Source organism: Chryseobacterium cucumeris, assembly GCF_001593385.1.
Taxonomy (GTDB): Bacteria; Bacteroidota; Bacteroidia; order Flavobacteriales; family Weeksellaceae; genus Chryseobacterium; species Chryseobacterium cucumeris.
This window is the reverse complement of sequence record NZ_LUVZ01000043.1, coordinates 283,932-308,987: the sequence shown is the minus strand read 5'-3', so window position 1 is coordinate 308,987 and position 25,056 is coordinate 283,932. Positions and strand designations below refer to the sequence as shown.

24 protein-coding genes and 14 tRNA genes are annotated in these 25,056 nt (G+C 36.1%); 33 read left to right on the top strand and 5 right to left on the bottom strand.

Annotation, left to right across the window (positions count from 1 at the left end; genetic code table 11):
- The first annotated feature begins 255 nt into the window (after nt 1–255).
- From A1704_RS18695 to A1704_RS18555, 30 genes are all read left to right on the top strand, one after another.
- Nucleotides 256–648: a VOC family protein gene (locus tag A1704_RS18695; RefSeq protein WP_062675554.1), complete on the top strand. Its 393-nt coding sequence runs from the start codon at nt 256–258 to the stop codon at nt 646–648.
- A 295-nt stretch (nt 649–943) separates the two neighbouring features.
- Entirely contained in the window at nt 944–1,600 is a 657-nt protein-coding gene (locus tag A1704_RS18690) for a hypothetical protein (protein WP_062675553.1), read from the top strand.
- Nucleotides 1,587–2,165, top strand: coding sequence for a DUF4919 domain-containing protein (locus A1704_RS18685; protein WP_062675552.1), 579 nt, complete (start codon nt 1,587–1,589; stop codon nt 2,163–2,165). The genes A1704_RS18690 and A1704_RS18685 overlap by 14 nt, the downstream gene beginning before the upstream one ends.
- Nucleotides 2,166–2,177: 12 nt before the next feature.
- Complete coding sequence (locus tag A1704_RS18680; RefSeq protein WP_062675551.1) at nt 2,178–3,311, top strand: AAA family ATPase; 1,134 nt, start codon at nt 2,178–2,180, stop codon at nt 3,309–3,311.
- Nucleotides 3,284–4,024, top strand: a complete 741-nt coding sequence (locus A1704_RS18675; protein ID WP_062675550.1) for a hypothetical protein — start codon at nt 3,284–3,286, stop codon at nt 4,022–4,024. Before A1704_RS18680 ends, A1704_RS18675 begins: the two co-directional genes overlap by 28 nt.
- Nucleotides 4,015–6,393 carry a hypothetical protein gene (locus A1704_RS18670; RefSeq protein WP_062675549.1) on the top strand — a complete coding sequence of 793 codons (2,379 nt, stop codon included), beginning with the start codon at nt 4,015–4,017 and terminating at the stop codon, nt 6,391–6,393. The genes A1704_RS18675 and A1704_RS18670 overlap by 10 nt, the downstream gene beginning before the upstream one ends.
- Nucleotides 6,383–8,080, top strand: coding sequence for a hypothetical protein (locus A1704_RS18665; protein WP_062675548.1), 1,698 nt, complete (start codon nt 6,383–6,385; stop codon nt 8,078–8,080). The genes A1704_RS18670 and A1704_RS18665 overlap by 11 nt, the downstream gene beginning before the upstream one ends.
- Before the next feature lie 22 nt (nt 8,081–8,102).
- Entirely contained in the window at nt 8,103–9,095 is a 993-nt protein-coding gene (locus A1704_RS18660; protein ID WP_238590657.1) for a soluble NSF attachment family protein, read from the top strand.
- Nucleotides 9,096–9,255: 160 nt separating this feature from the next.
- Nucleotides 9,256–9,384, top strand: coding sequence for a hypothetical protein (locus A1704_RS18655; RefSeq protein WP_062675547.1), 129 nt, complete (start codon nt 9,256–9,258; stop codon nt 9,382–9,384).
- Nucleotides 9,385–9,959: 575 nt separating this feature from the next.
- Nucleotides 9,960–10,027, top strand: a tRNA-His gene (locus A1704_RS18645).
- A gap of 8 nt (nt 10,028–10,035) precedes the next feature.
- Nucleotides 10,036–10,109 (top strand) — tRNA-Arg (locus A1704_RS18640).
- Nucleotides 10,110–10,177: 68 nt separating this feature from the next.
- Nucleotides 10,178–10,251: transfer RNA gene (locus A1704_RS18635), tRNA-Lys, on the top strand.
- Between the two features lie 8 nt (nt 10,252–10,259).
- Nucleotides 10,260–10,333: transfer RNA gene (locus A1704_RS18630), tRNA-Arg, on the top strand.
- Between the two features lie 67 nt (nt 10,334–10,400).
- A tRNA-Pro gene (locus tag A1704_RS24540) sits at nt 10,401–10,472 on the top strand.
- 6 nt (nt 10,473–10,478) lie between these two features.
- A tRNA-Glu gene (locus A1704_RS18625) sits at nt 10,479–10,550 on the top strand.
- 5 nt (nt 10,551–10,555) lie between these two features.
- A tRNA-Ile gene (locus A1704_RS18620) sits at nt 10,556–10,629 on the top strand.
- 217 nt (nt 10,630–10,846) lie between these two features.
- Nucleotides 10,847–10,928, top strand: a tRNA-Cys gene (locus tag A1704_RS24535).
- Between the two features lie 206 nt (nt 10,929–11,134).
- Nucleotides 11,135–11,221, top strand: a tRNA-Tyr gene (locus A1704_RS18615).
- Between the two features lie 77 nt (nt 11,222–11,298).
- Nucleotides 11,299–11,370: transfer RNA gene (locus A1704_RS18610), tRNA-Glu, on the top strand.
- 365 nt (nt 11,371–11,735) lie between these two features.
- A tRNA-Leu gene (locus tag A1704_RS18605) sits at nt 11,736–11,809 on the top strand.
- Between the two features lie 87 nt (nt 11,810–11,896).
- A tRNA-Leu gene (locus A1704_RS18600) sits at nt 11,897–11,969 on the top strand.
- An 85-nt stretch (nt 11,970–12,054) separates the two neighbouring features.
- A tRNA-Gln gene (locus A1704_RS18595) sits at nt 12,055–12,126 on the top strand.
- A gap of 7 nt (nt 12,127–12,133) precedes the next feature.
- Nucleotides 12,134–12,204 (top strand) — tRNA-Trp (locus A1704_RS18590).
- A 108-nt stretch (nt 12,205–12,312) separates the two neighbouring features.
- Nucleotides 12,313–12,798 carry a ribonuclease H-like YkuK family protein gene (locus A1704_RS18585; protein WP_062675669.1) on the top strand — a complete coding sequence of 162 codons (486 nt, stop codon included), beginning with the start codon at nt 12,313–12,315 and terminating at the stop codon, nt 12,796–12,798.
- Nucleotides 12,799–12,834: 36 nt separating this feature from the next.
- Nucleotides 12,835–13,206, top strand: a complete 372-nt coding sequence (locus tag A1704_RS18580) for a cyclic-phosphate processing receiver domain-containing protein (protein WP_082798830.1) — start codon at nt 12,835–12,837, stop codon at nt 13,204–13,206.
- Nucleotides 13,206–13,769, top strand: a complete 564-nt coding sequence (locus A1704_RS18575) for a DinB family protein (RefSeq protein ID WP_062675545.1) — start codon at nt 13,206–13,208, stop codon at nt 13,767–13,769. Before A1704_RS18580 ends, A1704_RS18575 begins: the two co-directional genes overlap by 1 nt.
- Before the next feature lie 5 nt (nt 13,770–13,774).
- On the top strand, nt 13,775–14,791 hold the full coding sequence (locus A1704_RS18570; protein ID WP_062675544.1) for an RNA ligase, Rnl2 family: 1,017 nt from the start codon (nt 13,775–13,777) through the stop codon (nt 14,789–14,791).
- A 194-nt stretch (nt 14,792–14,985) separates the two neighbouring features.
- Nucleotides 14,986–15,549, top strand: a complete 564-nt coding sequence (locus A1704_RS18565; RefSeq protein ID WP_062675543.1) for a metallophosphoesterase family protein — start codon at nt 14,986–14,988, stop codon at nt 15,547–15,549.
- A gap of 88 nt (nt 15,550–15,637) precedes the next feature.
- Entirely contained in the window at nt 15,638–16,180 is a 543-nt protein-coding gene (locus tag A1704_RS18560) for a 3'-5' exonuclease (protein WP_062675542.1), read from the top strand.
- A 117-nt stretch (nt 16,181–16,297) separates the two neighbouring features.
- Nucleotides 16,298–16,849, top strand: a complete 552-nt coding sequence (locus A1704_RS18555) for a 3'-5' exonuclease (RefSeq protein WP_062675541.1) — start codon at nt 16,298–16,300, stop codon at nt 16,847–16,849.
- Nucleotides 16,850–16,911: 62 nt separating this feature from the next.
- On the opposite strand, the gene A1704_RS18550 is transcribed toward A1704_RS18555, so the two are convergent.
- The 4 genes from A1704_RS18550 to A1704_RS18535 are packed head-to-tail and all read right to left on the bottom strand — an operon-like array spanning nt 16,912 to nt 19,010.
- Nucleotides 16,912–17,796, bottom strand: coding sequence for an alpha/beta fold hydrolase (locus A1704_RS18550; protein ID WP_062675540.1), 885 nt, complete (start codon nt 17,794–17,796; stop codon nt 16,912–16,914).
- Nucleotides 17,797–18,234 carry a DUF1330 domain-containing protein gene (locus A1704_RS18545; protein WP_062675539.1) on the bottom strand — a complete coding sequence of 146 codons (438 nt, stop codon included), beginning with the start codon at nt 18,232–18,234 and terminating at the stop codon, nt 17,797–17,799.
- Between the two features lie 4 nt (nt 18,235–18,238).
- The gene (locus tag A1704_RS18540) at nt 18,239–18,577 is read right to left on the bottom strand and encodes a GIY-YIG nuclease family protein (RefSeq protein ID WP_062675538.1); all 339 of its coding nucleotides are present in this window, start codon (nt 18,575–18,577) and stop codon (nt 18,239–18,241) included.
- 7 nt (nt 18,578–18,584) lie between these two features.
- On the bottom strand, nt 18,585–19,010 hold the full coding sequence (locus A1704_RS18535) for a MarR family winged helix-turn-helix transcriptional regulator (protein WP_062675537.1): 426 nt from the start codon (nt 19,008–19,010) through the stop codon (nt 18,585–18,587).
- Nucleotides 19,011–19,813: 803 nt separating this feature from the next.
- On the opposite strand from A1704_RS18535, the gene A1704_RS18530 reads away from it, so the two are divergent.
- From A1704_RS18530 to A1704_RS18520, 3 genes are read left to right on the top strand one after another with little or no spacing between them, the layout of a single operon-like run.
- Nucleotides 19,814–20,101 (top strand): hypothetical protein, encoded by a 288-nt coding sequence (locus A1704_RS18530; RefSeq protein WP_131797541.1) that lies wholly within the window; start codon nt 19,814–19,816, stop codon nt 20,099–20,101.
- A 34-nt stretch (nt 20,102–20,135) separates the two neighbouring features.
- Nucleotides 20,136–22,832: a DUF6493 family protein gene (locus tag A1704_RS18525; protein WP_062675535.1), complete on the top strand. Its 2,697-nt coding sequence runs from the start codon at nt 20,136–20,138 to the stop codon at nt 22,830–22,832.
- A gap of 3 nt (nt 22,833–22,835) precedes the next feature.
- Entirely contained in the window at nt 22,836–24,179 is a 1,344-nt protein-coding gene (locus tag A1704_RS18520) for an SWIM zinc finger family protein (RefSeq protein ID WP_062675534.1), read from the top strand.
- Nucleotides 24,180–24,262: 83 nt separating this feature from the next.
- On the opposite strand, the gene A1704_RS18515 is transcribed toward A1704_RS18520, so the two are convergent.
- The gene (locus A1704_RS18515) at nt 24,263–24,715 is read right to left on the bottom strand and encodes a VOC family protein (protein ID WP_062675533.1); all 453 of its coding nucleotides are present in this window, start codon (nt 24,713–24,715) and stop codon (nt 24,263–24,265) included.
- Between the last annotated feature and the right edge of the window lie 341 nt (nt 24,716–25,056).

Sequence of the window (25,056 nt, the reverse complement as noted above, 5' to 3'; positions counted from 1 at the left end):
TTTTGAATGGGACAAAGATAATAACTTTTAGTTTGTTTATATAATTACGAAAATGGAAACAATGAAACCTCTTCTTATTAATAGAATATATAAGATATTATTAATAAATGCTTTAAATAATATTTTAAATAAAGTCCTTTGTATAATCCAAAACCTAACCTTGTAAACAGAGAACAATAAAAGAATAACGAAGAGCAGGTATCGTGAAAGCAGACCGGCTACTTTTGCAGAAGTAAAACATTTAACATTTTAAAAGTGAAAATAGAGCATATTGCCATTTGGGTGAAAGATCTTGAACAATCCAGAGCATTTTATCAGAAATATTTTGGAGCAGTTTCCAATGAAAAATACCATAATCCGGTTAAAAACTTTCAATCCTATTTTTTAAGTTTTGAAAATGGCTGCCGTCTTGAAATCATGACCAGACCAGATATCAAAGAAAGCGAAAACTCTTATGAATCCCAGCAGTGCGGAATTATTCATCTTGCATTTTCTGTAGACAATAAACAAAAAGTAGACGAACTTACAGAAATACTGAGAAAAGATGGATATAAAGTGGCTGGAGAACCGCGTACCACAGGAGACGGATATTACGAAAGCGTCATCCTTGATCCGGAAAATAATATTATTGAAATTGTATCACACTAAGTCATTACGAGGAGCTTTAGCGACGAAGCAATCTTTAGTATAGTAATAAATATGTAATTTCAAACATTGTAGGTTTTTAAAACCTAAAAGGTTTAGATTGTAAGAATTACCTTGCTGAAAACCTCACATTCAGCGAATTCGAAATGTTCTCACGCCTTAAAAAGTATTACAATGCTTACCCACTGGCGCCTTTGCGCTTTCCAACCTTAGGATAACTTCAAAGAATCCATATTTAAAAAGAATCTTCTCCACAAAAATTTTATTCTCAACGAAATAATTTTATTTTTGTTAGATCATGGAAACCAAGTCACCGTTTTTAGACACGATATTTTTGCTTCGTAAGGAAGAATGTATTACTCTTTTTTCAAACTTACAGCAAATTTCCCCTCAGGAAGAGGCGGAAGCAGGAGATTATTTTGAAGCTGAATTCGAAAAAGAAAGACTTGAATTTTTATCTGATCAATTGACCTGCAGCAAAGAAACCGCTGTTTGGGCTGCCAAGGTGCTCTACCATAGTGCACAGCTTTATCTGATCAGAGAAAATACAGAAAAAAATATTGACAATCTTATTCCCCGGTTCAAAGGAACACGGGATATTCCTTCTATCTTATCTGCAGACTTGTCACTGAGATTTTTACCACAGGTTATGGTTGCTTTACATACAGTTGATCCTGATGATCCACTGATTCCCATGCTGGAAAATATTCTGACACAGTTTCACTATTCCGGAGTAGGGTATGATCTTGATCTGAAGAACGTGAACTGGACAGAAGAACTGCAAGACAAGACGTACAGGAAACTTTATCTGGAAAGAATTGTTGAAAAAAGAGATTATAAACTTGCGGAAATTCCGTTCATTAATAAACTACTAATAGCCGAATTCGGAATGTACAAAGATGCATTCTGGCGAGAACTAAAAACTATAACCGAAGACCATAATGAAAACGTATGAGAAAGTATTTGAATTTTTAACCGACCCTACAAAAGAAACATTCCTGAAATGCCGTGAACTGGTGATCAGTAATACGGAATATGATCCCTATTCCGAAGATATTGAAAACTTACAGGATTTACTTAATGAAGGGAAATTTGAAGAGGTTATACAATATGTCAATGTCAATATTTTACTGAGTCCCAGAGCGCATATCTGTAAATATTTTGCTTACAAAGAACTGGGGGACGAAAAAGGACGGAATATTGAAATGACCATAGCACAGCTTATCTTTGATTGCCTTGAAAAAACCGGAGACGGAACCAAAGATTCTCCTTATATGATCACAAGAATTTCCGACGAAAGAGATCTGATCAGACATCACTTCAATAAACAGGATGTTTCACAAAGTCTGGTCAAGGATGGAGATAAAATAATGGATGTACTTACACTGGATGACGGAACACAGCTGTATTTCGATATCAAAGTGCCTTATCAGAGACTGGCTTTTTCATTCAATAAAAGAAATGAACAGGCAGAAAATAAAGAAGAGAAAACCCCTAAGAAAAAGTGGTGGAAATTTTAATTTTTAAAATCAATGAACCAGAATATAAATCAGCTAAATACAGTCCTTAACTACGTAAAAGATACTTTTGTAGGTAAAAATGATGTCGTAGACCTTTTAGGAATATGCCTGTTGGCAAGAGAAAATGCATTTTTATACGGACCTCCGGGTACGGCAAAATCTGCGATTGTCAGAACACTGGCCAAAACAGTGAAGGACGGAAAGAATTTCGAATATTTGTTAACCCGTTTTACAGAACCGAACGAGATTTTCGGACCTTTTGATATCAGAAAACTGAAAGAAGGTGAACTTTTGACCAATACGGAAGGAATGATGCCCGAAGCTTCCTTGGTTTTTCTTGATGAGATCTTCAATGCGAACTCGGCTATTTTGAATTCCCTTCTGACAGCACTCAACGAAAAAATATTTAAAAGAGGAAAAGAAACCAAGCATCTTCCTGCACTGATGTTTGTAGGAGCAAGTAACGTTCTTCCGGAAGATGAAGCACTCAATGCATTATTTGACCGTTTTCTGGTAAGAATTAATGTAGACTATGTCAATCCCGAACTCTTACAACAGGTACTTTTGGCCGGAAGAAAACTGGAAAACGAAGAAAAAACAGAAGTTCCGGAAATCCATGCTGATGAAATCAGACAGCTTCAGAGTTTGTGTAGAACCATAGATCTTAAACCCATTTATGAAGTCTATCTGAACACAATTATGAGCCTCAGAAATACAGGGATTGCTATTTCAGACCGTAGAGCGGTGAAACTTCAGAATCTGATTGCAGCAAGCGCCCTGATCTGCGGAAGAAAAGAAGCCGTACTTTCTGATTTGTGGGTGTTAAAGCATATCTGGGATACCGAAGAACAGATTGAAATTCTGGAAGGAATTATCAACAGGACGATTGAGAAGGATGATCATCCGGATTCACATCCACAGGCCATGCAGAACAAAACTCCCAATCCTGAAGAAGTTATGAAAGACGTAAAAATTCTTGTAGAAAAATGGAATGAAGGAACATTAAGTTTTGAAGAGCAGAATGTAATAAAAGATAAATTGAGATACCTGCAGACCCGTTGCGACTGGATCAGAAATCCGGAGCAAAAACAATATATCCAGCAAGAAATTGAAAGCTTATGGCAGAAGATTCTTCAAAGCGTTTAAAAGAATTCTGGGCGGAAATTCCCCGTGCTGATGAAGATTTTCTGGGTTCCATCAGAGACTGGAAGAATATTCAGATTGCTGTAGAGGATGAAACGATCTGGCTGAAAGGCTTTATCGAGGAACAGGCGGCAGCTCCGGAAATACAACAATTGCCGGACTTTATTCTGTATGAACTTCGTGATGGACTTTTATTCAGAAAAGAGGCTTTGGTTCCGAGTAAAAAAATGCGGACAGCTTTGCTCTGGATTCCGATAGACAAAGCATTGCAGCTTAGTCTTCCCCCTTCAAACCAAAACTATTTTGGGATTCATGAACAGGTTCGGATACAACTAAAAGAAAGCAATGAAGAACATTCGGTTATCGCTTTGCTGAGCAACATTGCCGATATTAAAGAAAGTATCGCTGCACTACCGAAGTTTAAGCTTGAAAAAATAAAATGGACAGTTCTGGGCGATAAAGCCCTGTTTATGGGAACTCCATTATTGAGCTTTCCCGGAAAGACCTACTGGACAAAGGACAGACATTTATTGCCTGCAGGTCTGGATTTTGAATTTAAAAACCTAAGCACACTGTTGCAGCAAAAATATAATCAAGAGGAAGGATGGCTGCTGTGGGATGGAAATGGGAATTATCTTTCAATAAAAGAAACAGACTTCCGTCCATTATCCGTAAGCTCATTCCGCCTGACAGAAAAATTAAGAGAATGGAATTAAAGGCTTATTTCCAGTCCTATGAAAATTATTTTTGGGAATGGAAAACTGATGAAGATGTTCCCGGTGATTCCGGTTATCATGAAAACAATCTCCTCTCCATTCCCGGAGTAGGAGCCATAGCTTACAGGCCTTATCTAATGGAGATACTGAAAGAGCTTCAGCCGCAGGGATGGCCTCCGTTCGGGGCATTGCTTATGGTTTTGTATGCGATGCAGGATGGATATACGGACTTTGCAGGCCCGCTAAGACGTACAGCTGAGTTTTATAGCGGTGAAGATTTTGAGTTCAACGCGGAAAAGCAAATTGAGTTCCTTGAAAAAATAAAATCACTACCCAAAGTTTATAAGGAGAAACAGAACAGAATTGTATTGCTCCAGACTTTGTTCAACAATAGTCATAACAGGGTGGCCTCTCTTCATGCGGATATTTATTTAAAGATCTATTATAAACGACCGCAGGAACTAGCGATCAGTGCAGAAAAACAAGACGAAGGTTCAATAGCTTTAAACAAAGATCTGAGCGCTTTGAATCTCAATGAAAAATTTCCTACGGTGCAATCCATTATTGATGCCATGAAAGGATTGGTTCATGAGCCGGAATTGGAGGATGAGGTGGTAGAAGAAGAGACAACTGCAGATAGCCATAAAGATTTTATCAAAGAATTAATTGATGAACCCAAGACTTTTCAGATAGGAAGCCTGATCAAAAGAATCTGGAGCGGCCTTAAAATTCCAATGCGTCATCTTTCTCCCGGAGAGCAACCCATTGGAGGAATTTCCGATATGACCAATAAAGGAGATTTTCACAGAATGCTTCTTTCCGAATTTGCCAATGAAGATGATGTCTTTATAAATCGTGTTGCCAATAACGAAGCACTTTATATTCAAAGAGAGATTCCGCCTGAAGAAAATATTTTTGAAAGAATTATCCTGATTGATACTTCCCTTAGAAACTGGGGAACACCAAAAGTATTGGCTTATGCCTCTGCAATAGCCATTATTAAACATCCCAAAGCTCATTCTGAATGTAAAGTTCTTGCTTTAGGGCAGGCAGCAATTCCGATTTCACTGAACAAAGTGGAAGAAGTGGTGGAAAATCTTAACCAGGTAAGTCCGGTTCTGGAAGTTTCGGAAGCACTGGAGAAGTTTTTTAACGAACATCATTCACAAAAAGATATTGAAGTGTTCTTCATTACCCATCAGGATAATATGGCTGATGAGGAAATTCAGCGGGTTGTACATCAGAATAGGGATAAATTGAAGTTTTTGGTAACAACGGCTTCAGATGGTGAAATCAATTTTTACAAACATCATAAAGGAGCAAGAAAGCATATCCAGAAAATAAAACTTCCATTGCAGGAGCTGTGGGCCAATCCGCCGCAACAAAAACAATCTGTTCAGAACTTCAACGGAAAGAAAACAGATCTTCCGCAAAACTATCCGATTTTATTTCCAACGCCGGTTAATAAGATTGCTAAGTTCTTATATGAAGGAGAATTTTTCATTTTGAGTTCAAAAAAGCAATTACTGAAAACTTACCTTTCTGATAATTATTACGACAGACATTCTTACGATTATTATAAAACATTTCATGGCTGTGAAGTTTTGTTTGATAAAATTTCCATAAAACCCAAAGGACAGTTTGCCTTGGCAAAAAACAGACAGCAACACTTTATTCTGTGTCAGTACCATCCTGAACAGAAACTTATTTTAAAACTTAATCTTAATACCGGAGAATATTCTGACCAGAATCTTACAGGGATGAACATTCTGGAGTCTTACCGGTTGATTTATTTTGGACGGAATTTTTATCTTCATCATCCGGACAACCCTACCCATTACAAAATCAATATTGATGGGAACATTTCTGTAGAGCCTATTACCGGAAAGGATAAAGAATTTGAAAAAAATAATATAAAAGCAGAAGCAGAAGTTGCCAGGTTGAAAGGAAGTGGACTGAAGGTCATCAATAATTTCAATAAAATAGGAATCAACAAGTATAATAACCTCGTTGTTTCTGGAAATGAACTATACAGTGCTACGGAAAATACACTTGATTTTTCCAAAAATAAATTTGATATCAAAATTTTCGCAGAGCAGAATAAAAATAAATTTACATTTCCTGACGGAAGTGAAATCATCACCGACTCTCGGGGAATGCTGACGTTCCGAAGCAGTAATAAGAGTATCGAAGAATTCTTTATTCCATCTACATTAGGTGGTTTTCTCTCGTTAGCTACCTATACGGAATTCGGAGGATCAGAATATTATCTTCCGGAACATGCCCTGTTGAAAGTAAAAACAATGGATGATATGTGTGACAGGTTTTTAAAACCGTTTATAGAACAGATTTTGGATTATGGAGCTTAGAATAAAACCTTTCCCGAAAAATAATTATCCCAAAAAAGGACTTTTAATCAAAGGTTCTTCACCTGTGGTATGGCTTCAGGAAATGGAAATCCTTGGTATTAATTTAAGTCAGGTAAAATCTTTTGCCATTCCGGCAGACAGTCCCAATGTGCTGTACGGTTGTTTTCTCATTTTTAATGATTATGCTCCGCATGAAATAGGCAGGAATGCTTATTTTCAAAGTGTGGATGACAGGCTTTTTATCCCTGAAAATACAACCTTTTATCCCAAAATAAATCCTGAAGACTGGGCACAGCTTGATTCACGTTTTCTGATTATGCATCCCGAATTCGGGTTGGTAAAACTCTCTGAAGAAATCGACTGGATCTCATTAATTCAACAGCCTGAAACCATAAATGAAACCATCAGAAAGCCTCTGAACGGAGTTTCAATCCCTCAGAAAATAGAAAGCTACACGGTGGAAATGGATGATGAAAAAGTAATGGAAGCATTACAACCAAAACAAACCGAAGAAGAATGGATGAACAACCTGCCGTTTGATCTTAAAAAAGTAATGGCCGGAAATAAAAAAGAAATAGAAAAATACTTAAAATATATTGAAAAATACCCTGAAAGAGCAGTAGATTTAGGTGTTTCCCTGGACGTAATGGGAACTTCCAGAGGTGATGGATTTGGTAAGTTTACCTGGCTGGAAGGATTATTTGGTGGCGGTGCAGGAGGCAAAAAGGAAAGTGCAGGAACCAGAAATTTTCGCAGAGTATTCTGGGCAGTCATTATTGCCGCTATCGTTTTAAAGATTGCATTACCTTCAGATAAAAATAGTTCGGAACAGGATGAAAATACTCCTTCTTCAGGAAAGATAGCAAATAATGCAGCAAAAGCACCTTCTGATATAATTGCTTTCCAGTCCGGGACGTCGGAAATTGATCTTAAAATAGATTCAATGTATCACCAGCAGAGAAAGGGATTATCCAAAGAGCTTATTCATGCAGGAATCATTGAATCCAAAACAAAAGAAGACAAAGAAAACTATAAAAAAGGTGGCGGAAGAGATGTAAGCGAAATAGGAAGAGATATCGAAAAGCTTGTTAATAAAGAAAAACAAAGCAGAGATTCTCTTAAAACCATTTACACCAAAAAAATCACAAAACATCTTGAACAAAAAACTGAAAATCTGAAACGTAACATTTCAGATTCTCTAAAGCAATATACTAAAGGAAAACCGGTGAATGATGATGTTGTAAAATACCTTCTCAAAAAAAGGAAGGCATTGATGGCTGATTCACTAGGGAAACTTTACGGTACACTGGATATCGTAGATCCTTCTTCTGTGTCAATTGACAAGTCTAAAGTAAAAGGAGTGGGTTCAGAAGGAACTCCTTTAAAAAAAGAAACTCCCGTTTCAGATATTCTGTATATGGTAATCCTGATGATTGCTGGAGTGGGATTATACTCATTCCTGTTTAAAAATAAATCGTTAAATCTTGGCGGAGACAATGTACCAGGCTGGGTAAAGTTTGTTTTAATTGCCATTCTTGTAGCTATGCTTGTATATTTATTTTATCCGCTGGTTAAAATGTTTGGGTACAACTGGTTTGTGTGGATTCTGGTAATTGGTGTGCTGTTACTTCTTTACCGTCTTTTCAGAGAAGATAAAACCATTTTAAATTCCGATGATGATGAATAGACAGAAATTTATAGACAAATTTATGGCAGCATTCGTACTGTTGGCCATGTTTAAGGTTGTCGGAATTGTAGCCCAGCTGTTCCATGAAAGTTTCTGGAGCGTAGTGGGAACATTGGGTATTTTCTTAATTGTAGCCTTTATTATCCTTATTGTGATCACTTTTTTAAAAGATAAGGAGCAAAATAACAGAAACTCAGTTGGAAGAAAAGGCAGCGGAAGCAGTAATTTCTATCTGGAAAATTCACTCTTTGACAAGATCAGGAGCAAATATGAAGAACTTGCCGAAAAATACATAGCCGAAAAAGATTATAAAAAAGCAGCAAGAGTCTATATGAACCTGCTGCAGGATAATTACAGAGGTGCAAAAACACTTGAAAATGGAGGGCTTTATAATGAAGCAGCGGTAGTATATCTTAAAAAACTGAATAATAAATCCGATGCTGCGGTTTGCTATGAAAATGCAAAACAGCATAAAAAAGCTATTGAGCTTTATAAAGAAATGGAGCAGAAAGAAAAAGTGGGAGATCTTTATAAAGAAATCAATGATCTTAAGAATGCCCATCACTATTACCAGCTGGTAGCAGATGATTATACAGGAAATAATCAGATGGTGAAAGCCTCTTTAGTCTACCGTAAAAAAATGGAAAAAACAGAAGAAGCCCAGAAAGTGCTGTTGAAAGGATGGGAAGAAGATAAAGATGCTTTCAATTGTTTGAATAACTACTTCGCCAATATCTTTGATATTAAAAAGCTGGAATCAGAAATTATGAATTTATACGAAAAAACTCCAGACAATAAAAAGATTACTTATCTTGATGCTATGAAATATGAATTTAAAAAATCTCAGGAACTGCATGCCGTAACAAGAAATATAGCTTACGAAATCATTGCTGAAAAAGTAAATACCCGTTCTGAAATTGTCAATGAACTGAAATTTTTTAATCCCAATGATGAAGTGATTCTGAAAGATATTTCAAGGTTCAAAACAGCAAGAAATAAAATGTTCAGGAATTAAATTTTAAAGATTCAAGAATTTAAAAATTAAAGAAAATTCAGCTTTATCAAATCAAAATTTAATTGATTCCTTTATGTCCCTTTGCTTATCTAAAACTTTCCCAAAATTGTGAATATTATAAAATAATATCAAAAAAGATTTATCTTTGCAACAGAAAATTATGACAATACAAAGAGCACATATCAATGCAGAACTATGCGAAAGTCCTTCTAATAAAGGATTATTCGGGTATGATGAGGTGATATGGAATGAGGCGAAATGTGCTAACTTTGGAAATTATTTACTGTAAACTTGTAAAAAATTAATCAAAATACAACAGAAACGCCTCGGAAAACCGAGGCGTTTTTTGTTTTGTAGGTCAGAAATTATTTAGAATGAAAAAAAATAACCATAAACATGAAAAATTTTTAATAAACAATGAAACTTTAATACGATAAAATAGAGTGATAAGCAACCCGGTGAGAGACAGTCATTTAGGTAATTAAGATATCTGCAAAATATTGCGGACAGAAATTCTCTATGCTAAAAATAACATATAATAAATTGATTATCAATATTTTAAGTTAAAAATTTATTTGCGGATTCCAAAAATTCATATTTACTTTGCAACCGAAAATTGAAAGCAACAGGTTTTCAGGATTCAGTTAAAAATAATTTAGAAACAAACAAAAATAAAATGAAACAGTTACACAACATATTCAATCAATATTCAAGACTATTCGGACAGAAGCCGACAGGTGTTGCATGTATTCTTGAAAGTGAAATTGTGGATAAAAGGTGCTTATATACGTGGGTCAGCTAATGATCTCTTACGTTTAAATATATGAAGCGCCTCCCGAAAAGAGGCGCTTTTTTTATGGTTTCTTTAGCTTATTTGGTAAAGCGCCGGTCTGTGGAACCGGAGAACAGGGTTCGATCCCCGGAGATACCCAAAGGAGAAAATCTCATGGCTCAATTGGATAGAGCGTCGGTTTACGGCACCGAAGGTTGAAGGTTCGAGTCCTTCTGAGATTACAAAGAATGTGAATTTTAAAATTGACAAGCGAAGCGAATTGATTATTGACTATTCACGACTTTAAAATAATCCCATAGCTCAAATGGTTAGAGCACCGGTCTTTTAAACCGGGGGTTGAAAGTTCAAATCTTTCTGGGATTACAAAAAACGGTTCCGTAGCTCAACTGGACAGAGCATGGGTTTTCTAAACCCAGGGTTAGAGGTTCGAATCCTCTCGGAATCACAAAAGGTTCATGGAAAATTTCCCATCCGGCTGTCTCCCGGAAAAGAAACAGAAGTGAACCCCAAAGCTGGAAAGATAACGGTGGTTGTTTACCCGTCTTGGACGCGGGAGGTCGCAAGTTCGAATCTTGCTTTCCAGACAATTTGTTCCATTAGCATAGTGGCAAGTGCATCCGGCTTTCTACCGGACGACAAGGGTTCGATCCCCTTATGGAATACAAATGATTTCGTAGCTCAAGTGGTTAGAGTGTCGGTCTGATACACCGAAGGTTGAAGGTTCGAGTCCTTCCGGAATTACAGTAACTAATTGTTAATTGTTTCAGGAGAAAAAGTAAAAGTTTGTCGAGAGCAGAAGATCTTTACGCCAAACACGAAAAATAGAGACAGGCTTTTCTTCTCTCAAGATTAATTAAAAGTTAAAGAATATCATTTATAAATTTTTAGGTAAAATAAAGTTTGTCAGGCGCAGAAGTTCTTATATCAAACAATTTTAGACAGACTTTATTTTTAATCTGATGGTTCGCCGAAGTGGAAGAGTCGGGGCGGTCTGCAAAACCGTTGTGTAAACTGAGTGGGTTTGAATCCCATAGCCATCTCAAAGTAAAAACTATAGGAAATATAAGAATCTTTTATCATTGATCTTTTATCATCTATAGCAAAGAATATCCTTTATTAATAAAAGAAAAAGGCTGTCGAGCGCAGAAGATCTTTAACCAAACATTCAATATAAAGACAGACCTTTTCTTTTTAATGGTAAAATGAGGAATTACTTATGAATATGATTAATTGCTCAAAAAAATCCGGAAGTACGCCGAAGTTGGAGAGTCGGGGCAGACTGTAAATCTGTTGCTTCATTGCTGAGTAGGTTCGAATCCTACTACTTCCACCAACCACAAATAATGTAATGGCAGCATGCAGGAAATGTACTCTTGTTGTCCAGGTTCGATTCCTGGTTTGTGGATTAATGCTCTATTCGTCTAACGGTGAGGACGCCTGCCTTTCGAGCAGAAAACAAGGGTTCGATTCCCTTATAGAGTACTGGATGTGAATAGCTGGTCAATATTGAATTGATTTAATACCATGAAAGTTCAGATTTTATTGAAAAAATTGGCCAGTTACCATTCACGCAAAAAAATGAAGAAAAGAGAAAAAGGACTGTCGAGAGCAGAAGATCTTTAGTCAATAAAAACAAACAGCCTTTTACTTTTTTAAACAAAATACATTAGGAAATGAGAAAGGTTTGTCAAGCGCAGAAGATCTTTACAAACACTAACAGGCATAGTTTATTATCAGACAGAGCTTTCTCAAACCTAGATATACTATGAGTAATAAGTAATGAGCAATAAGTAAATACCCATGGATTTTCATTAAGAATTACCGATTACTCATTACTAATAAGATACGCCTCTCTATTCCAATTGGCAGAGAAAACGGCTTTAAACCCCGTAAAGTCCCAGTTCGAATCTGGGGAGAGGTACAGGATATAAGTGATTGAAGAACAGTGAGTAATAATGAAAATAAAAATATTACTCATTACCAATTACTCATTACTTATAAAAAAACTGCGGGAATGGTGGAATGGCAGACACTCTTGATTTAGGATCAAGCTTTTGAGGGTTCGAATCCCTCTTCCCGTACAAAAACATAAATGATAAGAGATTAATGATCAATGATTGCTGAGCACTTCATCAATTATCAATCAACATTTATCAATTATAAAATTGATTCATAGTGTAATTGGCAGCACACAAGATTTTGATTCTTGGAGTTTAGGTTCGAGTCCTAATGAATCAACAATTTTACTCTGATAGTGTAATGGCAGCATCTCAGTCTCCAAAACTGATGGTATCGGTTCGAGTCCGGTTCGGAGTGCAAAGTGAATAGTCAATAGTGAATTTTGCTTTGCAAATGAATTTAAAAATATTGACGATTCACAATTCAGAAATTAATTTAAAACAAAATTTAAAACATGTAGAAAAAATGGAAACGCAACAACAAACATGGCAGAATATGAGTGGAAAAATTTTCCAGCACTCTATCACACAGCTGGTAGAAGAAGCCATCATTCGCGAACAGGCCAACGGACACCGTCTGAAAGTATGTGTGGGATCAGACTCTCATGTATACGGAGATGCCATCAACTATGCTACGGCAGTAGTGTTTATTCGTGAGGGAAAAGGAGCGTTTACCTTTATTAGAAAAGAAAGAGAAATACAGAGTATCAGTATCAAGGAGCGAATGCTGAATGAAGTCAACAAATCCGTTGAAATTGCATACGCGATTTGTTCTGTGCTGGATGCTTATGGTGTAGAAATGGAGGTACACGCAGACATTAATACCGACCCGGATTTTAAATCCAATGTAGCATTAAAAGATGCCATGGGTTATATTCTGGGAATGGGATATGTGTTTAAAGCAAAACCTTACGCTTTCGCAAGTTCCAACTGTGCTGATATGATGGTGTAATAAAGCTGGAAGCTTAAAAACTATAAAAATTAACTCATGGAAAAAACAAAAAGATTATTATTTCTGGATGATATAAGATACCCGATCGAGGCTTATCATTATACCCAACAGGAAATTTTCCTCAGAAGTGACTGGCACATTGTTCGGAATTACGAACAGTTTGTCAACAGGATCTTGGAAAAAGGACTCCCGGAAATGATATCTTTTGACCATGATCTTGCAGACGAACACTATTTGAAACAGAATTCTCAGGAATTTGTTGAGAAAACAGGATACGACTGCGCCAAATGGCTGGTAGAATATTGTATGGATCATTATCTGGACCTTCCGAAATTCTATTGCCACTCCATGAATCCGGTAGGAAAGGAAAATATCCTAAACCTGCTGCAAAACTTTAAAGAATTGTAATGGACATTTTAAGATTTATTGAAGATATAAAAGCACATCTGAAGCTCACATTTGATAATGTAGACGGATGGTTTCAAAAAGATAAAAAAACGTTGAATCATCAGCCTTCAAACGGAGGCTGGACGATTCAGCAGATTTTAGAACACATTTATCTTACGAATTTTTATCTGCTCATCCTTATCGAAAAAGGGTCCAAAAAAGCAATGAAGAATTCTTTAGATCTTGATCTGGAATTTGAAATAAAAAACTACAGTTTCAATAAAGAAAATTTTGACAAAGTAGGGGAGCACGGTGCCTTTGAATGGATAAGACCAGAACATATGGAGCCGAAAGGAGAATTAAGCTTAGATGAAATAAGAAGCTTAATAAACCAACAATATTTTCAATGCGTACACTATCTTGAAGTAATGAAAAATGGCGAAGGACTCTTGTATAAAACGACAATGACAGTGAATGACCTGGGGAAAATTAATGTATATGAATATATTTATTTTCTGTCACTCCATGCTCGAAGACATATTACCCAGATGCAGCAAAACGAATCAGAAATGATTAAAAACTAAACAAAATGATTTTTAAAACATATAACGCTATAGAAAATGCTTACCAGGCCCGTGTGATCGAACAGATCAGAATGCAAGGTTTTGGGGATGAGGTTTTCATCGTACAGGAAAAAGTTCACGGAGCTAATTTCTCTTTCTTTACCGACGGAAAGGAAATTAAAATCGCAAAGAGAACTGCTTTCATCGAAAAAGATGAGAAATTTTTCAATGCCCGTCAGATGTTGGAACGCTACAGAAAAAATGTAATAGAAGTGTTTCAAAAAGTGAAAGCCATGTACCCGAATGTAGGAACTGTAGTGATCTACGGTGAATTGTTCGGTGGTGGTTACCAACATAAAGAAGTAGAACCCGTAAAAGATGCTGTAAAAGTACAGAAAGGTATTGAATATGCCCCTCACAACGAATTTTACGCTTTCGATATTAAACTGAATGGAATTACCTATTTGCATACAGAAGTGGTCAATCAGATTTTTGAAGAGACAGGATTTTTCTATGCTAAAATTTTGTTTCAGGGAAGTCTTGAAGAAGCTTTGAAATTCCCTAATGTTTTCAATTCAAAAATTCCTGCTTGGCTGGGATTACCCGAATTGGAAGACAATAGGTGTGAAGGAACCATTGTAAAAACTTTGAAAACCAGATACTTTGGAAACGGAGCCAGAATTATTCTTAAAAATAAGAATGAAAAATGGGTAGAAAAATCAAAAATGGTTAAAAAAGAGGGTAAAACTGTTCAGAAACAGATTCACTTCAGCGAAAAAGCTCAGGAAATCTGGGAGGAAATCCAAAAATATGCTACAGCCAACAGATTGAATAATGTGATAAGCAAAATTGGCGAATTCGAACCTAAAATGATAGGTAAGGTAATAGGTCTTTTTTCACAGGATATTTTAGAGGATTTCCAGAAAGACTTCCCGGAAGCTTTTGCCACTATTGAAAAAGAAGAGCAGAAAAGGATCAACAAAAAGTTGAATTCTTTAGTCATTGATTTTATAAAAGAAGAGTTGATGACTCTTAAAGTATAGTTTCGGTAATTTTTTACCGAAACTTTTTCATGTATAACAAGTAACCATCAAAGTCAGAAGAACGAAAACACTTCATTGTATTAAAGAGAAATAGGACTCATGAAAGTGAGACAATTCCCATCCTTTGGAGGGGTGGCGAAAATTCAAAGAATTTTTGACGGGGTGGTTTTAAAAAGAAAAAAACAATTAAAAAAATGAAACCCAATATATTTTTTACAGCAGACCATCATTTTGGTCACGAGAATATTATAAAGTTTTCAGAAAGACCTTTTGAATCACTGGACCATATGAATGAAGAACTCATTAAAAGATGGAACGAGAAAGTTGAGCCCGGTGATACAGTCTACCACTTAGGAGACATGAGTTTAGGCAAACCGGATTTTACAAAAGAGGTTTTAGACCGGTTACATGGCAATATCCACCTGATCAAAGGCAATCATGAAGGAGCGGCTCTCACTTATCCCAAACGATTTGCTTCCATCAGAGATTACCACGAACTGAGAATTGATGAAGCAGATCAAAGTAATGGTAAACAGAAAATCATTCTTTTCCATTACGCCATGCGTACGTGGAATGGTTCACACCGCGGGGTCTGGCAATTATACGGCCATTCACACGGAACTCTACCGGATGATGAGATGGCACTCAGTTTTGACGTTGGGGTAGATTGCCACAATTTTTATCCGGTTTCCTACGAGGAAGTCAAGGAAATAATGAAGAGGAAAAAATGGACACCTCCATTTGCTCCCAGAAATTAACAATTAACGATGAAAATGAAGCTTGAGGATATGAGAAGTATAAACCTGACTCACTTCTAACCTCTAGCTTCTCATTTCTAAAAAAATCATGAAAACAACCAATGAGATGATAATCATCGATCTGGAAGCTACATGTTGGGAAAACGACATAATTCCCATTGGGCAACAGGTCGATATTATAGAAATAGGAATTTGCAAATTAAACTTAACATCAAAAGCAATTTCCCAGAAACAAAGCATCTATGTCATTCCGGAACGGTCAGAAATCAACAGATTCTGTACACAATTGACCGGAATTACGCCGCAACTGATAGAAGAAAAAGGAATCTATTTCGAAGAAGCCTGTGAATTAATCAGAGATCAATACCATTCTGCACCGCTTACCTGGGCAGGATATGGAAACTTCGACGGAGAGCAGATCATAGAACAATGTGACTGGCTCGGGATAACCAATCCTTTTTCAGAAAATTATATGAATGTGATGCATGAATTTAAAAGACATTTCAAATTGCATAAACAAATAGGGCTTAAAAGAGCTTTACATTATTTGAATATGGATTTTGAAGGCACCCACCACAGCGGAGCAGACGATGCTTATAATACAGCCAGAATTTTAAGTAAGATTCTGTAAATAGTCAATTTCAAATACTGGAGGACAGATGCTGGAGGCTGGAAGTAAATGAGACAATAGTAAAAATTTCTTCTTTCTGCATCCTCTTCCAATCTTTAACAATTAAATTTTAGACAAGTGAAAACAACAGAAAATATATTAATAGTAGACCTTGAAGCAACGTGTTGGGATAACCGCCCGCCAAGAGGTCAGGAAAGTGAGATCATTGAAATCGGGGTATGCATCATGAATGCAAAAACAGGTAAGATCTCTAAAAATGAAGGAATTTTAGTAAAACCCCAGTATTCAAAAGTAAGTCCGTTCTGTACGGAATTGACTACTATTACCCAAAATATGCTGGATCATGAAGGCATTATGCTGGATGATGCTTTCGATATCCTAAGGGCAGAGTATGATTCGGAGGAACTGACTTGGGCGAGCTACGGAAACTACGATCTGAATATGCTTCAGAATCAGGCAAGAAGATTCTACACAGATTATCCAATGAGTGATGACCATATCAATGTGAAGACATTATTTGGTGAAATTCATCCTACAATCAGGAAAAGTGTCGGAATGAACAGAGCTTTGGGGGAACTGGGTATGACTTTAGAAGGTACCCACCACAGAGGAGTAGATGACGCTAAAAACATTGCAAAGATTCTGCATTGGTGCCTTAAGAATTATTAAATACTGAATAGAAACAGATATTTAAAAATGAAGACTGTCTCAAAATGTTGAGACAGTCTTTTTTATTTTGTTGAATCAGATATCCTGTTACCAATAAAACTGTAAAGGTCAGCAGGAATAGAATGTCCCATCCCTTCAATAAGAATCCATTCAGTCCCCGGAATAGAATCCGCAATATCTTTTCCGCAATCAGGATGAAAGATCAGATCGTCTGTTCCGTGAATGATTAAAGTTGGAGCAGTTATTTTCTTTGGCACTTCAGGATTATACTGAAAGGAAGCCATTGCTAAAAGCTGCCGGATAATTCCGTTTTTGGTTCTTGAGCGTATAAGTTCCTCTTCAAGCAAAGCTTTTTCCTGATTCGAATCAAAAATATATCCCGAACCCGATATTTTTTTTGCAAAACGGATCTTTTCTCTTAGATACTCTTCTTTCTGAAGAACAGGATCAGCAGACACCTGTGTCATCATAGCCATCACTTCCGGATCAGGTTTGGGAAGGGAAGGATTCATAGAAGTAGACATGATGATCGTCAATGATAAAACTCTTTCAGGATAATAGGAACCTAAAAGTTGTGCAATAATTCCTCCCATGGAACGTCCCGCAATATGAGCTTTTTCAATATTTAAATGATTAAGAAGACCAATAACATCATTCGCCATATCCATTAAAGAATAAGGAATCCCTTCTTTACTGAGATTCCCGAAAATCTCTTCAATGCTTTTATCAGCAGGAATTTCCCTTTTTGCATTAAAAACAGAACTCCCCGAATCTCTGTTATCAAACCGAATCACCCTGAATCCTTTTTCAACCAACAGATCACAGAATGTGGTATCCCAACGGATCATCTGACTTCCTAATCCGGGAATTAATACAATGACATCAGAATTTTTTTCGCCAAATACCTCATAGCATAATTCCACATCATTCATTTTGACTGTTTTCATTTAATCCCTTTGTGTATTTAATAATACTTCTTCCAATGGTAAAAGTCTGGAATCTTCTACCGCAGCCATTCTATGTCCCATAATTTTCATATAAGCTTCATTTTTTTCGAAACCGAAAAAATCATGAACACTTTTTTGTTTGATTAAGAGACACAGATCCCAATATTCACTTTCAGGACCTATCAGAAACTGGTCTCCCTTTCCAATAAATAAAATTTCTCCACCGCTTTCCTTTAAATAAGGTTCCGTTTCCCTGATATAAGTAAGATAGGCATCCCAACCACTTGTTTGCTCATTGGGTTTCAGATCCGGATATTCTGAATAATTTGCTTCCTTCTTTAATTTGATGAGGTTAAGATTAATGATGGCTCCTTTTATATTTTTAGTAAACAGATGTTTACCTGCCTCAAAAGTTGGAGATAGATATTTTTTTGACATCACTTTAATATAATTCTGTAATGAGTCCGGAAATATAAGACTGTTCAGCCTTTTGAACCTCTTTACGGTAGTTGATAAATTCATTGTTCTGATCCGGAACAACAACGGCAAACTCAAAGGTAAAAGAATCACTTCCCGATTCTGTCCATTCCTTCTGTAACTGAGGATTTGTAAACATGCCTCCGTTTAGCAGAAATTTCATCTTGTTCACCAGTGCTTCCAGGTTTAAAGAACCCTGAACGTATTTTTTCCCGTTTGAAATGTTGGTAACAGCAAGTACTCCCATTGTTGTTGTATGGTCTTTTGCCCTTTCTCTTAGTTGTTTTTTTAATGCATTTTTCATCTTTTCATTATTGTATATTTCCTCCTAAATCAAATAAAAGCTCATTGACCATGCGTAGAGATTTACCTTTTTTGGAAGAAAGAATTTCTTTGGTAATATTTTCTGCGCTTAGCTTAGCTTCTTCAAATACCTTTTTACCGTTAGGAGTGATGACCACATAACTTACACGGGCATCTCTTTCGTTGCTTTCTCTGGATACAAGTCCGATTTTTTCCAATGGATTCAATAAACGGGTAACTCCTGATGCGGTAAGACCTATTTTTTCGGCAAGATCTATTCTTCTCATTTTACTCTCAGAGGAAGAATAGAGCACATAAAGAATAACAAAGTCATTGAATCCCAGGCCATGAACGCTCAGAGAATCAAATTTTCTGGCAATTACAGACTGTAGCTTATTGATGTTTATTAAGAATAATAATTCTGTGCTTATCATTGAAAAGTATTTGAGTTGTCAAACATTTTATTTTGCAAATATATAAAATTTAGCGAATTACAATCCTGTTTTTATTATTTTAAAAAAAATTAACGTATTAGTAAGCTAACATAATTGGTTATAAGGTATCTTAAATTCTGGAATTAAGACACCAAATGTTGTGTAAATATCATTATATAACGCTTTTAACCACTTTTTTATTAATATATCTTTAAACAGGGAATTGTTTTTATGTTATCAACGGCTTTGATAGCCATTGTTTTAATTAACTTAATATTTGTTAAAAAAATCACTTTTATGGGATAATTTACTGTCTGTCAGTCATTTTTTTTTATTTTAGCCGATAAGAATGAGTTTATGCTTATTGATAAAGGTTTTCAGGTGAAAAATTTAAACTGTTGACGTATTGTAAAACAGGAAACGATTACAAATAACAGAATTCCGGATATGGCAAGACACCTGTTGATATTGTCAGTGAATTCTTTGATCGTTATATTCCTGATAATACTTCTTTTTTAAATACTTCATTCAATTTTATCAAGGTGTTTATGATAATAATCTGATGAGAATTTTATATGTGGTATCCTGTTTTTCAGACTCTGCTTTTACAGGAAAAAAATAGTAAAACTCATTAAGTGTTGTATATCAGTGTTTTTATGTAAATAGATATTGTGTTTCCGAATGTTTGGATGAAACAGAATGCGCTTCCCTGAAGAGGCTTTGTTTATTCATGCTTTTGGGACTGTTTAATACTATGAAACGCTCTGTGGTACGGCTTTTGAAGCCTTATAAACAGGATGTTTTTGAATAATTTTAAAGAAATGAAGTGGGGAATAATAATCGGTAAAAAGTTAAGTTTTGAATGGAATCAGATAAAAGGATTTATCTACAAAATTCCCAAACTTATCCGTGTGATTACCAGTTGGAATGCTGCTTCCGGAAAACTGCTGATGCCCATTCTTTCAACAGTTGAAAAGACAGTTTTGAATGCTGAAAATTTCCTTAGGCTTTATCATGAACTGTTAAAACAAAATCAGTCTGGGATGAAAAAAATCTTGTCAGACAACCTAAAGAATGGAAAAAATGAATAACCTGAAACAAATTTATACATCAAATTAAAGCACCATGAAAGAAAGACTTTATGAGATCCTTAATGAGGAAAAAATACATGAGATTATTCCCTTTCTAAAAGAGCTTAGTATTGAAGAAAGGAAAACACTGGTACCGTCTATAAAGAAAATGGACCGCGAGATCAGTAAAATTGTAATGACTAAAAACTCCTACCATACGGCAGGATCTGTGAATCAGCATTCCATCATAGATATTGCTTCATTTGTCTGCATGGACAAAAAGAATTTTGGTAAAAACTATTGGAGTCTTTTCCGTAATGTAGAACAGACTGATCAGATACTGGAATGGGGATGCCCGGATTGGTTTTCAGACTTTATCAATGAATCTGTTGAAGCTGAATTTACAGCATTTAATTATAAAGATATTTTAGGATGGACGGAGAAAGGATATGTACAGCCCAAACCAGAATTGCTGGGACATCATCTGAGCAATTATCCCGCAGATCTTGACCGCCACCCTGAAACACTCAATACTCATTTTTGGTATTTGTGTGAATTTCCTTCCAAATCTTTACCTTTCCGTAAAGAATGGTTTCCTATTGTTCAAAAACTGATTGCAGATAAGAAAATTGAAAGAAAAAGATTTCTGAAAGAATGCCTTTTGGCTGCCAACAGGAATTTTAATAAAAATGTCACGGGTTGGTTTATGGATGCGTTTACCTCATTAAAACCAACCGAAGAAGAATTATCTGATCTACAGGATGAACTACTTGCAGGGCTTGTTTCTTCACAATCAAAAGCCGTGAATACAATATTATCTCACTTGAAAAAAATTGTGGGAACTTCAGAATTTAAGAATGAAGAATTTTCAAATTATCTTCCGAATCTATTAAGCTCTGAGGTAAAAACAGTAGTGGTTTCCAGTCTAGGCCTTACTGAAAAAATATTCCAGAGAAAGAAAATGGATCCGGATATGCTTGGGATGGCTTTAAGTACAGCATTTGTCAGTAAAGATGATGGGATACAATCAAAAGCAGCGAAGATCATCCTTAAATACATTCCGGCTTCAGAAAATATGATGGTGGCGCTTTCTCATTATTCAGATAATATATTAACCAATGTACGTCCTCTTTTGGTAAAGTACATTGAAGAAAAACAGCCGGAACTTGAGGCGATAGCATCAGAAAAACTATTGCTGACTTCAGATGAAAATGCAGTGCAGGTACTTCAGAACTTTGAAGATCTCATGTTCTATCTGCCTTTAGCAATGGACAATCCTTATAGCTACCATTGTGATATTGCTTTGACTGGATTTATCAGATTTGCAGGAGATGTAGATGAAGAATCTGTAAAACTGATGGAACCTGTGTTTTTGAAAGCCTGTAAAACCATTGCAAAATGGGAAGTTCCTTATCTGAACGTTTTATTATGCAATGCAATCATCAATTATGGGCTGGCTTTAATGGAAAAATATCCGATTCAGTTAAAGAATCTGGAAAAAATATACCAGAAAACCAAAGAGGAGGAAGCTACGAGAGAGTCTTACTCCAATTATCAGAAAAAATTGGGACCTATAGAAGATGTAGGGGCAGATTGCCCGGCAAGACAGGCATTTAAGGAAATCGCCATCTATGCTGTTGAAAAAATAAAATCCGGTGATAAACTTCCTTTGTTGTTTCCTATCACCCATGCGCCATGCTGGATTTCTCCCGTAACGCTGGTTGAGAGATTGGAGAATTATCAGAATAATAATGCAGAGCCTCATCATTTGGATATTCAGCTGGCCCTTCAACGTTGTGCTTTAGACGATACTTCTAAAGCTATTGAAGAAACAGAGAAAAGATTAAAAGGTGAATATAAAGACTTACTACTTTTCTTCTTTGGAGAAAATGCAAAGCCGGAAGGTAAGTTTATACATCCTTCATGGTGGATGACCGCTGGAATTACCCGCTCACCGGAAACGGCTTTTGAGGAATTTAAAAATTTCGGATATGATAATATTCCTGCAGAATTCTTTTCGGGAGATTATCAATGGAAAACCATTGACAATAAGAAAAACTCATACTATCCGGTAGAGCTGAATATTACGATTCCAAAATACCATCTTGAAAAAAGAAAAGAACCTTTATTCATGGAATATTTTGTTGCTGAGCAGAAAGAACTTAATGAAATTCCTGCGCTGATGCTTTGCTTCCCCAATACACCTGCAAATGCCCTGGCGAAGGTAATTAAGTACTGTCTTTTCTATTCAGGAATTGCAGAAGTTTTTGAAAGAAGCCTTGTTCTGAATACTGCCAATACGCTGTATCAGATCAAAAAACCTCTGGATGAAATTGGATATCTGTTTCTTGGGACTATTTTCCTGGATAGTGATAAAACCATTCGTGGAACAGCTGCTGAGATCTGGCTTGAACATGTTTCTGGTCAGATGATGGATAATGCAAGACTTGGAAGAGTGATTGGTCTGCACGAAAAATTAGAATGGGCACCAGTGAAAAGATTGACCGATCTTATACAGCACCACATGCTTAATATAAGTAAAAATCACAATATAGCTCTTGAAGAATTGATCTTCAGTATTTTACTTCAAATGGAGAAGCCGGTTACCAATCTGAAAAGAATTCTGGAGATCTACCATGAAGTATTGGCTTTGAACCATTCCTCAGTACATCAGGAAGTCGTTGAAAAATTAAACAGTTGGAAGGAAAACTCGAGTCTTAAAAAGATATGTAATCTTCTTCTGAAAAAATAGAACATGGAAGATACGCTTATTTACAGCTATTCAGGAGTATCCTCTTTAGTCAGGAAAGGTACACTGGAAGAGTTATTTCTTGCCAAATACAGTGAGATTGATAAAAATACTGATATTCCCTGTTTTTTCTGGGGAAATGTAAGGCAGCCTTTTATTTTGGCCCGATGTCTGATCACACTTTCAAACATCGTGAAATCAAGTTTTAACCTGTCACCTTTTCAGATGGCACTTCTTAAAGATCCTATAGTGACAGCAGGAAATGAAAGATTAAGGTTTGAAGGTTTTTCTCATTGTGCAGGAGTGTATGCAAGAATAGATGTACTTCCTGAAGGCTTGGATGGAGAGTTTCTTGAAAACGGAACAACGAATGTGGATTTCAATCAACCTATGATAACAGCGCTGGGAAGTATACGTCCGAATGAAGAAATTATGCTTTCTGTAGGGCAAAAAGAAGTAGGATTATACAAGGGGGAAAGCAAAATAATAGAAAGGAAAGTACCATTGCCTGCTAAATGGATCAAAGGACTGGGAATTGTTCAGGTGTATTTATCAGAATCCGAAAAGCGTCATACATTCAATAAGATTCAGACACAGCAATTGTTCAGAGGAATGCCCAAAGGAGTGGTGAAATCAGATTATTATTTAATTGTGAGAGGAAATAAACCAGTTTTTTCTCCGGTAAAATCTGCAGATTCTGTTTGTATAGGAGGACTTCACAGACTACGCCTATTAGAACCTCTTCTTCCTTATATTGATGGTTTGCAGGTTTTTGCACATGCTAATATGCAGTCTACAACATGGCAACTCAATATGGGAAATATCCGGTTAAGTTTTTCTTTATCGAGAGAATGCTGGAGAGGTTTTTCAGGTGAAGGTGCGGTGTTGGATAGCCTGATTTCAGATGTTCCTGATGAGTGGATTGATGCGCTGGATAAATATGCCTATGCCAATCAGTCTTTTAATCCTGGCAGACTTACCTTGGAAGAGAACATCCGTTTTGACAATGTTAAAAATAGTACAGGCAGGCTTGCTGCAATGGGATTGCTTGGTTATGATCTTAATGACAGAGAATTTTTCTATCGTAGACTTCCATTTAAATTAAGCCGGATTATCGGGCTTAATCCCCCCATAAAAAATGCGGAAAAATTGATTGAAGACGGAAAAGTAGAAATCTTGAATAATAATAAAGAAAGAACAGAAGCCAGAGTAAGAGGAACCGGTGTACATCATACAGTAATCATTCAGGAAGAAAAAGAACGCTGTACCTGTGAGTGGTTCAGTAAATATCAGAGGGAAAGAGGTCCCTGTAAACATGTATTGGCAGTGAAAAAACTGGTTAATGTTTAAATACTGCTGATGCTCATCTTATCATTTTGTTGAGCAGCACAAAGGCGCAACATCTTGCGCCACTGTGTTGTAGTAGTGTCTTATTAATTACCAGTCTGCTTCATCCATTCCTCATAGCTCAGTACTCCCAGTTCCGGTCTGCCTTCACCCTCCAGAATAGAAATAAATTCAAGCTGATTTCCATCTGGATCATTAAAGTAAATTGCCAATGCAGGCATCCATGCAAATACCATAGGCTCTACAGTTCCGTTTTTTAGAAAATTGTAAGGTTTTAAATCCTTTTTTTCAAGAAATTCTACAGAATAATTCAAAATATCTTCTTTACTGCTGGAAAAAGCAAAATGTCTGGTCTGAAGATTCTCCTTTTGCTCCCAAAGCCCCAGCATAAATTGTTTTCCTTCTCCCGCCCATAGAAAAGCAATAGGTCTGGTTTCATCTTTGTGAGCCAGTTTTAATCCTAATACTTCCGTGTAAAACTGTATTGCATTTTCCAGATTGCTCACCTGAACATGAGTCTCATATATTCCTTTAATCATAGCTTAATTTTAATAATAACAAAGCTAGAAAACTCTCATCTGAAAACGCTCTATGCGCGATTTCTTTCATGAAAATGAATGATAGAAGGATTTTATAATGATGAATTATAAATGATAAATGATGAATTCAATTATATCGCCACAGCATCTGTGTTAATCTGTGGTTAAAATAAATTCAATATAGCATTATTCTATAGAGGTGGTCTTTAGCCCTCCTTTCAAATACAGCACCTTTCATTCGGCTTCAGCCAAAACTTAAAATCCGCGTAATCCTTCATAATCTGTAAGAATCATTAAAAAAACTAAAAAAAATAAAGAAAAATTTCCTACGCAAAAAGGTT

Coding starts and splice junctions, on each gene's coding strand:
- A1704_RS18540 (WP_062675538.1), bottom strand. CDS start 18,577: ATGAAAAATGCATTAAAAAAACAACTAAGAGAAAGGGCAAAAGACCAT.
- A1704_RS18660 (WP_238590657.1), top strand. CDS start 8,103: ATGGCAGCATTCGTACTGTTGGCCATGTTTAAGGTTGTCGGAATTGTA.
- A1704_RS18585 (WP_062675669.1), top strand. CDS start 12,313: ATGGAAACGCAACAACAAACATGGCAGAATATGAGTGGAAAAATTTTC.
- A1704_RS18525 (WP_062675535.1), top strand. CDS start 20,136: ATGAAAGAAAGACTTTATGAGATCCTTAATGAGGAAAAAATACATGAG.
- A1704_RS18690 (WP_062675553.1), top strand. CDS start 944: ATGGAAACCAAGTCACCGTTTTTAGACACGATATTTTTGCTTCGTAAG.
- A1704_RS18550 (WP_062675540.1), bottom strand. CDS start 17,796: ATGAAAACAGTCAAAATGAATGATGTGGAATTATGCTATGAGGTATTT.
- A1704_RS18545 (WP_062675539.1), bottom strand. CDS start 18,234: ATGTCAAAAAAATATCTATCTCCAACTTTTGAGGCAGGTAAACATCTG.
- A1704_RS18685 (WP_062675552.1), top strand. CDS start 1,587: ATGAAAACGTATGAGAAAGTATTTGAATTTTTAACCGACCCTACAAAA.
- A1704_RS18565 (WP_062675543.1), top strand. CDS start 14,986: ATGAAACCCAATATATTTTTTACAGCAGACCATCATTTTGGTCACGAG.
- A1704_RS18520 (WP_062675534.1), top strand. CDS start 22,836: ATGGAAGATACGCTTATTTACAGCTATTCAGGAGTATCCTCTTTAGTC.
- A1704_RS18560 (WP_062675542.1), top strand. CDS start 15,638: ATGAAAACAACCAATGAGATGATAATCATCGATCTGGAAGCTACATGT.
- A1704_RS18570 (WP_062675544.1), top strand. CDS start 13,775: ATGATTTTTAAAACATATAACGCTATAGAAAATGCTTACCAGGCCCGT.
- A1704_RS18655 (WP_062675547.1), top strand. CDS start 9,256: ATGACAATACAAAGAGCACATATCAATGCAGAACTATGCGAAAGTCCT.
- A1704_RS18535 (WP_062675537.1), bottom strand. CDS start 19,010: ATGATAAGCACAGAATTATTATTCTTAATAAACATCAATAAGCTACAG.
- A1704_RS18575 (WP_062675545.1), top strand. CDS start 13,206: ATGGACATTTTAAGATTTATTGAAGATATAAAAGCACATCTGAAGCTC.
- A1704_RS18670 (WP_062675549.1), top strand. CDS start 4,015: ATGGAATTAAAGGCTTATTTCCAGTCCTATGAAAATTATTTTTGGGAA.
- A1704_RS18680 (WP_062675551.1), top strand. CDS start 2,178: ATGAACCAGAATATAAATCAGCTAAATACAGTCCTTAACTACGTAAAA.
- A1704_RS18515 (WP_062675533.1), bottom strand. CDS start 24,715: ATGATTAAAGGAATATATGAGACTCATGTTCAGGTGAGCAATCTGGAA.
- A1704_RS18580 (WP_082798830.1), top strand. CDS start 12,835: ATGGAAAAAACAAAAAGATTATTATTTCTGGATGATATAAGATACCCG.
- A1704_RS18675 (WP_062675550.1), top strand. CDS start 3,284: ATGGCAGAAGATTCTTCAAAGCGTTTAAAAGAATTCTGGGCGGAAATT.
- A1704_RS18665 (WP_062675548.1), top strand. CDS start 6,383: ATGGAGCTTAGAATAAAACCTTTCCCGAAAAATAATTATCCCAAAAAA.